This window comes from Microcystis sp. M169S2 (assembly GCF_020245865.1).
Classification (GTDB): domain Bacteria; phylum Cyanobacteriota; class Cyanobacteriia; order Cyanobacteriales; family Microcystaceae; genus Microcystis; species Microcystis ichthyoblabe_A.
This window is the reverse complement of record NZ_JADBUB010000013.1, coordinates 1-7,352: the sequence shown is the minus strand read 5'-3', so window position 1 is coordinate 7,352 and position 7,352 is coordinate 1. Positions and strand designations below refer to the sequence as shown.

General features: G+C 44.2%; 10 protein-coding genes and 1 pseudogene. 1 reads left to right on the top strand and 10 read right to left on the bottom strand.

Translation table 11 applies throughout. From position 1 onward, the window contains the following. Positions 1-299 precede the first annotated feature (299 nt). Positions 300-554, bottom strand: coding sequence for a hypothetical protein (locus IM485_RS01515; RefSeq protein ID WP_002750614.1), 255 nt, complete (start codon positions 552-554; stop codon positions 300-302). Between the two features lie 96 nt (positions 555-650). Next, positions 651-1,832 (bottom strand): PEP-CTERM sorting domain-containing protein, encoded by a 1,182-nt coding sequence (locus IM485_RS22885; protein WP_104397632.1) that lies wholly within the window; start codon positions 1,830-1,832, stop codon positions 651-653. Positions 1,833-2,022: 190 nt separating this feature from the next. On the opposite strand from IM485_RS22885, the gene sipA reads away from it, so the two are divergent. Beyond that, the gene (sipA, locus tag IM485_RS01505; protein ID WP_104397631.1) at positions 2,023-2,244 is read left to right on the top strand and encodes a regulatory protein SipA; all 222 of its coding nucleotides are present in this window, start codon (positions 2,023-2,025) and stop codon (positions 2,242-2,244) included. Positions 2,245-2,366: 122 nt separating this feature from the next. Here the strand turns inward: sipA and IM485_RS01500 are convergent, their stop codons facing one another. The 8 genes and pseudogenes from IM485_RS01500 to IM485_RS01465 form a co-directional block, all read right to left on the bottom strand. Beyond that, positions 2,367-3,968: a peptide ligase PGM1-related protein gene (locus IM485_RS01500; RefSeq protein ID WP_104397630.1), complete on the bottom strand. Its 1,602-nt coding sequence runs from the start codon at positions 3,966-3,968 to the stop codon at positions 2,367-2,369. 166 nt (positions 3,969-4,134) lie between these two features. Beyond that, positions 4,135-4,263, bottom strand: coding sequence for a photosystem I reaction center subunit IX (gene psaJ, locus IM485_RS01495; RefSeq protein ID WP_002738148.1), 129 nt, complete (start codon positions 4,261-4,263; stop codon positions 4,135-4,137). A 45-nt stretch (positions 4,264-4,308) separates the two neighbouring features. Next, complete coding sequence (locus IM485_RS01490; protein ID WP_002748906.1) at positions 4,309-4,803, bottom strand: photosystem I reaction center subunit III; 495 nt, start codon at positions 4,801-4,803, stop codon at positions 4,309-4,311. A 132-nt stretch (positions 4,804-4,935) separates the two neighbouring features. Continuing rightward, on the bottom strand, positions 4,936-5,355 hold the full coding sequence (locus IM485_RS01485) for a secondary thiamine-phosphate synthase enzyme YjbQ (protein ID WP_045362918.1): 420 nt from the start codon (positions 5,353-5,355) through the stop codon (positions 4,936-4,938). Positions 5,356-5,365: 10 nt separating this feature from the next. After that, a complete protein-coding gene (cobA, locus tag IM485_RS01480; RefSeq protein WP_104397629.1) occupies positions 5,366-6,166 on the bottom strand; it encodes a uroporphyrinogen-III C-methyltransferase in 801 nt (266 codons plus the stop codon). Between the two features lie 318 nt (positions 6,167-6,484). Continuing rightward, on the bottom strand, positions 6,485-6,835 hold the full coding sequence (locus IM485_RS01475) for a clan AA aspartic protease (protein ID WP_238142067.1): 351 nt from the start codon (positions 6,833-6,835) through the stop codon (positions 6,485-6,487). An 11-nt stretch (positions 6,836-6,846) separates the two neighbouring features. Next, complete coding sequence (locus IM485_RS01470; RefSeq protein WP_104397627.1) at positions 6,847-7,122, bottom strand: hypothetical protein; 276 nt, start codon at positions 7,120-7,122, stop codon at positions 6,847-6,849. A 102-nt stretch (positions 7,123-7,224) separates the two neighbouring features. Continuing rightward, positions 7,225-7,352: pseudogene (locus IM485_RS01465) on the bottom strand (IS630 family transposase); the annotation flags it as partial.

Below are 7,352 nucleotides of genomic sequence, written 5' to 3'. Positions count from 1 at the left end.
GAAAATTCCTCAAGCTCCCTCTCTGCCGAGCAATGCTCTAAAGTTGATAAATATCAATCTAACAAAAACTCAAAGCCTTAGTATACAAGCTTTACAAGCACAAGTTGTTGATAGTTTTACATGACAGGTTCGGTAGAGCCGTAAGTTTCTATATATACGGGGAAAGAGATAATAACTGTTAAATCTTCCGATTCTATGCGTCTTAGCTCTGCTTGCGCTCTACTATGATATTGATCACTGGTATCTATTGCTCCGTAAAGGGGGGTTGTGTCGGCAATAATCGCTTTCAAGATTTGAGCTTAAGGTAATTTATGGGACAGGGTAATTTCGGCTAAAACAGCGTCATGATTGATGGATGTGTCAGTATAGCCACTTCCTTTGGGTGCAGGAGATAAGTGAAAAGATTTTTTCGGTTTGGATAAATAGCCTTTCGCTATTAAAAATGATTCTATAGCCGTTTGTACTGTATCAGAAGAAGATACCTTATGCTCTTGATTGTAGGCGGCTAGAGCATTAATTATGGTGGTGGGTAGCTCAATCGTCACCTGTTGCATAACCAAAATCCTCTTGATTTAATTATGTCCCTATTATACAATAAACCCCCTCAACTGACTGAATGAAGGGGCATTAATTACACTTTGGTAAGCAATTTAGCCTACTTTTGTGGTTTCTTTTTCTGATGGTTTGGATGATTTTAGTTTGCGTTTCAGGGTTGAAGCTGCACCTAACGATCCAAGGGTTAATAAGCTGAGGAATGTAGAGGGTTCAGGAGTATGGACAGCGACAGCTTCGAGTGCGTCAATGTTCTCAGTTCCCGGTCTTAATCCCGTCCAGAACTCTACCGTGTCCTTGACATTGAAAACTGTATCCCAGACGTGTCCACCGTGGTTGAGGAATTGAGGAGCTTGACCAAATCGCCAAACAAAGATCTCCCCACCATCTAAGTCTAGCAAGGGATTGTTATCAGTAATAGAGCCATCGTTATCTCCATCGATTGGTTTGAGGCTAAAGAGGATGTCGTTTTCCCATGTCATCAGTCCATCAAGGTCAATCTTCGCATCAGTGATATCTAAACCGGGAAAAAGAGGAGTGATTGCAGCGGCGATATCCGCTTTAAGGAAGAGACAATCCCCATTACTCTTGAATACACTGCATCCCAGAGGATCGCCCAAAAGGGAATAACGGTTAGCATCATCTACAGGTAGTTCAGGACCGTTTAGCAGTACACTGTTGACTCTATCTTCTAAAGGCACTGTCGGATCTTGAACCGGTGCCCAAAGTTCTAAACCTTCTACGTTATTTGGTTCAACTTGGTTGATTTGTGCTGGTGTCGCCCACACCCCTATCTCTTTGTACGGGAAAGGCAAAAGTACTTTATGGTTAGGACGTTCATAGAAGATGTAGTTATCGTAATCGGTGCGCGGTCCTCCGGGCAACCCGGTTGAAAACACGAGTGGAACTCTATCATAGATCACTCGATAGAAGAGTAAATCCTCCCGGTTGGCTAAGGCATCGACCTGGAAAGAAGCGGGCGCAGGGATGCCAGATTGAGGATTCCAAAGAGTTAAAAAGTTACTCGTGTTGGTTGTCCCACCTGTGCCATCCCAGGCAATTACTTGACCAGGATTAGGGGTATGTAAGGGATTTCCATTCCTGTCTGGATCTTCGGAATACTCCTTTCCTGGAACTTGAGGGGGAAATGGTACCTCCTTTCCACTGGGATCGACAAAGGGACCGGGGGAGTTAAATGGTCCTGCCAATACTTGGGATGGGGCCACCGTGACACCCAGTAAGAGCCAGGAAGAGAACAAGAGTTTATGAGTGATTTTCATGATTATTGCTCTAGCAGATTTCGTAGTGCTATCGCCACCCTCGCCGCTAGGTTAGGCAACACCCCAACCTAACGCCAAAGGCGGATGGCAACAGCTTACAGAATACCTATTCCCTGGGGAATCTATCTTGAGAATGATTTAAAATATGCTAAGTTGAGATATGATGTCACGATCGCATCTAGTCAGTACCATGAGTGAAATTAGCATCGGGGGAAAAGTCCGTCTGATTGCCATTCCCCCTTACCTGAAAACCGCCGATCCCATGCCTATGTTACGGCCGCCGGAGCTACTCAATATCGACGATATCGGCACGGTGATCGATCGCCGGCCGGGGGGTTATTGGGGGGTAAAATTCGATCGAGGCTCATTTCTGCTCGATAGCAAATATTTAGAAGCCATTGAAACCCGTTAAGTGCATCGCAGTCAAGACAACTTTTAACCAAGGTAAAACTATCGGTCATTGGCTGCCAGGAACTGCCTGCTTGGATAATTAAATCTCTGAAAAAAAAAATTACAGCCAGTAAATCAGTCTAGTTATATCCAAGTGATCGGTAATCCAGAATAATAATAACCTAAATTTATGGAACTATGCTCTGTTTCCCAATCTAACACCTGTTCCACACGCTGATAAATTGCCGCAGCTTCCTCACTAGAATTGCCGATACAAGTTAACCCTAATTTACCAAATTCTGACAGCGCACCCATGAGATGAAAAACTGTTCCTGTTTTACTGCTACTATCAAAATGCAAGTGATGTTTAGCAATAATATCCATTAAATCATCGGGAAGTAAACCTTTGTATTGGGGTTTATGGAGATTATCGGAGGCAATATAGTATTTTTCCTGGTGAGGTTGACTGAAAAACAATCCAGTTTTTTGATCGTATTCACCATTAGTTAAAAGCTTTAAAGTCATAAAAGGATGGGTAGTTCCTCCTTTTCGCAGATTAATTTCGATCGCCTGTAAATCCCAGACTAAAGTTTCTGGATTTTTGACAGCGACGAAATCAACTCCATAGCGTTCAATTGCTCCTTTAGCTGCCAGAATTTCCCCTATTCTTAGTCCTAATTCCTGTAATTGTAGGCGATAATTTTCATCAGCAGGAAAATGACAACCTAGATAAATTTGACCATCGGGACCACCTAAAATTTGATCGTGAGTGGAAAGAATCTTCACTTCTCCCGTGGGTGTAATATAACCTTGCACACTCGGCGATCTCTTTTCTTCTCCTTCAATAAAAGCTTCGACAATTGCGCCTAATTCAGCAATTCTGCCAGAAAAACTGTCCCAATTTTCATCCCTTGCTTGAAAACTCATTTTCTCTAATTGTTTGGCCAAGAGATTCATTTTCTCGCTTAAATCTAGGCTGTTACTATCAACAATTCCCCCTAAAGGACGTAAATCTAAAACCGCATTTCCTTCTCCCGATAACCCCTCATTTAACTTAACTACCATGCGTTTTAATTGCGGTTGACGGGACCACAAACTAGCGGCTTCGTATAACAAATCCTTGACCGTATTTACCTGTAAACTACCGTCAGGATGGGGAATATTGCCTTGACCAAAAATCTCGCGACTGCCACTTTTAGAACCCCAATACAATAAGTCTGGACTACAGGCAAATAAAGGAATATCTAATTGTAAAGACAATTCTCGCTCTAAATTAGTAGAATTAAAACAAACCATGTAGGCACGATCTCGACGCAACGCTTGCCGGATTCTTGCTACTAAGCGCGGTCTGTCCAGAATTTTTTGGGTTAAAGGTTGAAAAGAGTTATCATGAGTTGTCAGTAATAACAGACGATTATTAGCATGGGAAAAAGGAATCCCAGGCAACAATTGCAGGTAATAATCAATCACCATCCGCGAAAGTGGCTGCGCTGTTACATAGATTAAACGAGTTTTCGGGTGTCGCAACCGAATCAGAGAAAATAATAATCTTTCTTCGTAATGTAAAAAACCCGCCACTTTTTGACCGACTCTCTGATCGATACTAAAAGAAGGGATAACTAGGATATCATAATCGCATTCATCCGATTCGAGAACGTTTTCTCCCTGCCAAATCTCTTTTAATTTTTCTTGTAATTCTTGATACCGCAGCCGCTTTTCTAGCATCAAATCTCTATCTAACAGCATGGTTTGTCCCACCTCTGGGGTTGCAGATACCTGTATCTTATCGATTTTTAGAGCCTGTCGTCTCCAGTGTCTTTCTTTTCTTCATATTCCCCCAATCCCTGGGATCATTCCCATTAAAAAGGGATACAGTGGACTCTGTATCCCCTTTAATCACCTGAGATTGCCTTTAACCTAGCGGGTGGAATAAGAGATCGGGATAAAAGCGATTAAATTCGATTAAAATCCCGGCGGTGAAAGTCAGCAGCGCCATAATTAACACGGGTGCGGACGAGAGAAATTTAGTAAGTCCTTCCATCTGAGTTCTCCTAGAGAATAAAAAGTCAAGGGTTTGACACAAAAATTAACGAGGGGAAACGGTAATTTCCGAATCCTTAACGGTTAATTTACCAGAAGTGGCTTCTTGTAAAGCCGCCAACGGCCAGAGAAAACCCGTTAACATTTTGCTGAGAGCGAGGGGAACATCGATGATGATTTCCTTCATTTCGGCATCTTTGCTGTCGCGCACGGCGATTAAATAGGCCCGACCAACCCAACCGATCCAACCGGTAATGTACAGGAATAGGATGCTAGGGATAAAGAAATCGCCCATGTGATCCCAACGACCATCAACAATTAGGTGCGGATAGCCTTCGGGTCCACAGAGAGCTTGGGAGTAGGTTTGAGCGCGTTTGGCTCCCGATTCGGGGTCAGGAGTGGTGTTGCGGAAACTCTTCGCTTTTTGTAGGAAAGCGGGATTTTCGCTACAAGGGGTCAGATTGGACAAATCAGCCGACGCTGGAGCGGCAAAGGTGAACCAGAGAGATAGCACCAGGGCCAGAGCGAACAATTTTCGCATAAATTGTTTCCTTTTGTTACGAAATATGAAGTTCTTTGTTCAAAAAGCGAACAATTTGATCGTACACGGAAAAAATCTTACTCCGATGAGGGGTACGAGTAAAGTTTCTATTACAAAACTATACGCAAAGCTTCAGACCCCCGTGATATGAACCACCACTTGTCTTTGGTGACGACTCTGACGGTGTTCCCAGAGATAGATACCTTGCCAGATGCCTAAAACTAATTTACCTCTAGCGATCGGGATTTGTTCCGATGTCCGGGTTAGGACCGAGCGAATGTGAGCGGGCATATCGTCTGGCCCTTCGGTAGAGTGATAGTAGAGACTGCTATCTTCCGGGACTAACTTAGCGAAGAAATTGGCCAAATCGGTGAGAACATCGGGATCGGCATTTTCTTGGATCAGCAAAGAAGCGGAGGTGTGACAGACAAAGACACTGCACAATCCCGTCGTTATGCCCGATTCAGCCACGATCGCTTCTATGGGGGCAGTAAGACGATGGAAATTCTTGGGACTGGTGGTAATGGTCAGGGATTTTTGATATTGACGCATGGCAACCGAATCAGGGAGAAATGGGTGTAGGGGGGATTGTCCTGGATAGCAAAGGTTGTCCCGCTTGTAAGAGATCATGAAGGTTCACCACTGCACCGATAACAGCGATCGCTGGGGACTCAAAGCCGGTGGCTTCGATCTGGTCCATAATCGTGGTGAAAGTACCGATTAACTGCTGTTGCTGCGGTGTTGTTCCCCAGCGAATCAGGGCGATCGGTGTTTCTGGACTTCTGCCGGCCTTGGTTAACTCGCCGATAATATAGGGTAAATTATGCACACCCATATAAACGACAATTGTTTCCGCACCATGGGCGATCGCTGACCAGTTAACTTGAGGACGGTATTTACCCGCCATCTCGTGGCCGGTGACGAAGGTAACGGAAGAACTATAATCGCGATGGGTGAGGGGAATACCGGCGTAGGCAGGCACCGCAATTCCTGAAGTGATCCCTGGCACGATCTCGACGCTAATTCCGGCCGCAATCAGATCGAGCATTTCTTCACCCCCGCGACCGAAAACAAAGGGATCGCCTCCTTTGAGACGAACAACCACGGCATTAGTCTGGGCCTTCTCGATCAGTAAAGCGGTGATTTCCTCCTGTACCAGAGAATGACGACCGCGACGCTTACCCCCATGGATTTGTTCGGCTCTGGGGTTAATCATGGTCAGAATCGAGGGGCTAACTAGGGCATCATAGAGGACAACATCGGCATTTTCTAGGAGAACTTTCGCTTTTAAGGTCAACAAACCGGGATCTCCGGGACCCGCACCGACGAGATAGACCTTACCACAACTTTCTGATTGATTCATAGATACTGGGGAGAAAATTCTTGCTTCGATCGAATGCGCTTGATCCCTACTTTATTGTGACTGGGGCAAAATTTGGTATTTTTGACGACAGTTACTCGGCGATCATGCGCTTTCTTCATGAAGAATTATGATCTTAACATTACTTAACCCTTAATCTAGCGATCGCTCTGATCCTAAATCTTGTTTAACAGGTATGGGGGAGTGAAAAGTGGGGATAAGGAAGCGGGTTTTTAAGGTTGGATTGGGAGTTAATCATGCTATTAAAAACCGATTCAGTATAACGGCTAAGTTAGCCTGCGTTTGCGCTAATGGTGAGAACTACAATTCGTCAATTGTTACCAACCCACCTTCCGTAAACTGAATCACAAGTTCATAGCTATCTAATAAAGCAGTTCCAACCAAGGGTCGCCGTCCTGTGGCAAATACACGAGTTTCTCGCTCCTCACCATTCCAGATAATAATTGCTTTGTGAAGGGGCAGCATTACTTGGCTGTTGTCTGCTAAATTCGCACGCATATCGTACCTGAAAGGAAGATTCAGTAATGCTACTGCTTCGGGTGGTAAACAAAGCTCATCTGTAAATCCTGTATCTACTACAAACTCAATCGGAAAGTCAGCGCGATTTGGAATCCGAAATGGGATAGTGATGATCGGGTGTCCATTAGCCACAATACCCGAAATCACTTAACTACACGCGACCTGATACCCCCACCAAAAGCGGCAGCAACGTTGTAGCCAATTTTGATCCCAAAGAGCCGAGCATGGGGGTGTTTCTCGCTCAATAAGTCAGCAGCGTGTAAGCCATTTTCATCAACTTTGTAGTCACCTGTTTCAGTGTCAATGATGACCATCTTGCCAATGTTTTCTTCAACTTCTACCTCTTGACGGATTCTGCTTTCGTACAGTTTCTCTGCACGTTGAGCAACTTCTTCACGGCTTAAAAGGATAGCTTGCATATACTAACTCCCGATTGGGATTTGACTTCTGGAGACCTCTCTATAATATCTCACAGGTCTGTAGGATGGATGATCTAATGCCCATCCTGAGCTGTTCGTAATTTAAATTGCGTTAACAGAATTACCCTTGTTTTTCAACTTGCGATCCCACTTAACAATTAAACCTCCTTCATTTAAAAGTTGATGTAAAAGAGATTCTAATTCTTCAACTGATTTAAAAAGTCGATGAG

What these genes read in the sequence shown, in the direction of transcription:
- IM485_RS01515 (WP_002750614.1), bottom strand. Translation starts at nt 554, where the DNA reads ATGCAACAGGTGACGATTGAGCTACCCACCACCATAATTAATGCTCTA.
- cobA (WP_104397629.1), bottom strand. Translation starts at nt 6,166, where the DNA reads ATGAATCAATCAGAAAGTTGTGGTAAGGTCTATCTCGTCGGTGCGGGT.
- IM485_RS01485 (WP_045362918.1), bottom strand. Translation starts at nt 5,355, where the DNA reads ATGCGTCAATATCAAAAATCCCTGACCATTACCACCAGTCCCAAGAAT.
- IM485_RS01470 (WP_104397627.1), bottom strand. Translation starts at nt 7,122, where the DNA reads ATGCAAGCTATCCTTTTAAGCCGTGAAGAAGTTGCTCAACGTGCAGAG.
- IM485_RS01490 (WP_002748906.1), bottom strand. Translation starts at nt 4,803, where the DNA reads ATGCGAAAATTGTTCGCTCTGGCCCTGGTGCTATCTCTCTGGTTCACC.
- psaJ (WP_002738148.1), bottom strand. Translation starts at nt 4,263, where the DNA reads ATGGAAGGACTTACTAAATTTCTCTCGTCCGCACCCGTGTTAATTATG.
- sipA (WP_104397631.1), top strand. Translation starts at nt 2,023, where the DNA reads ATGAGTGAAATTAGCATCGGGGGAAAAGTCCGTCTGATTGCCATTCCC.
- IM485_RS22885 (WP_104397632.1), bottom strand. Translation starts at nt 1,832, where the DNA reads ATGAAAATCACTCATAAACTCTTGTTCTCTTCCTGGCTCTTACTGGGT.
- IM485_RS01500 (WP_104397630.1), bottom strand. Translation starts at nt 3,968, where the DNA reads ATGCTGTTAGATAGAGATTTGATGCTAGAAAAGCGGCTGCGGTATCAA.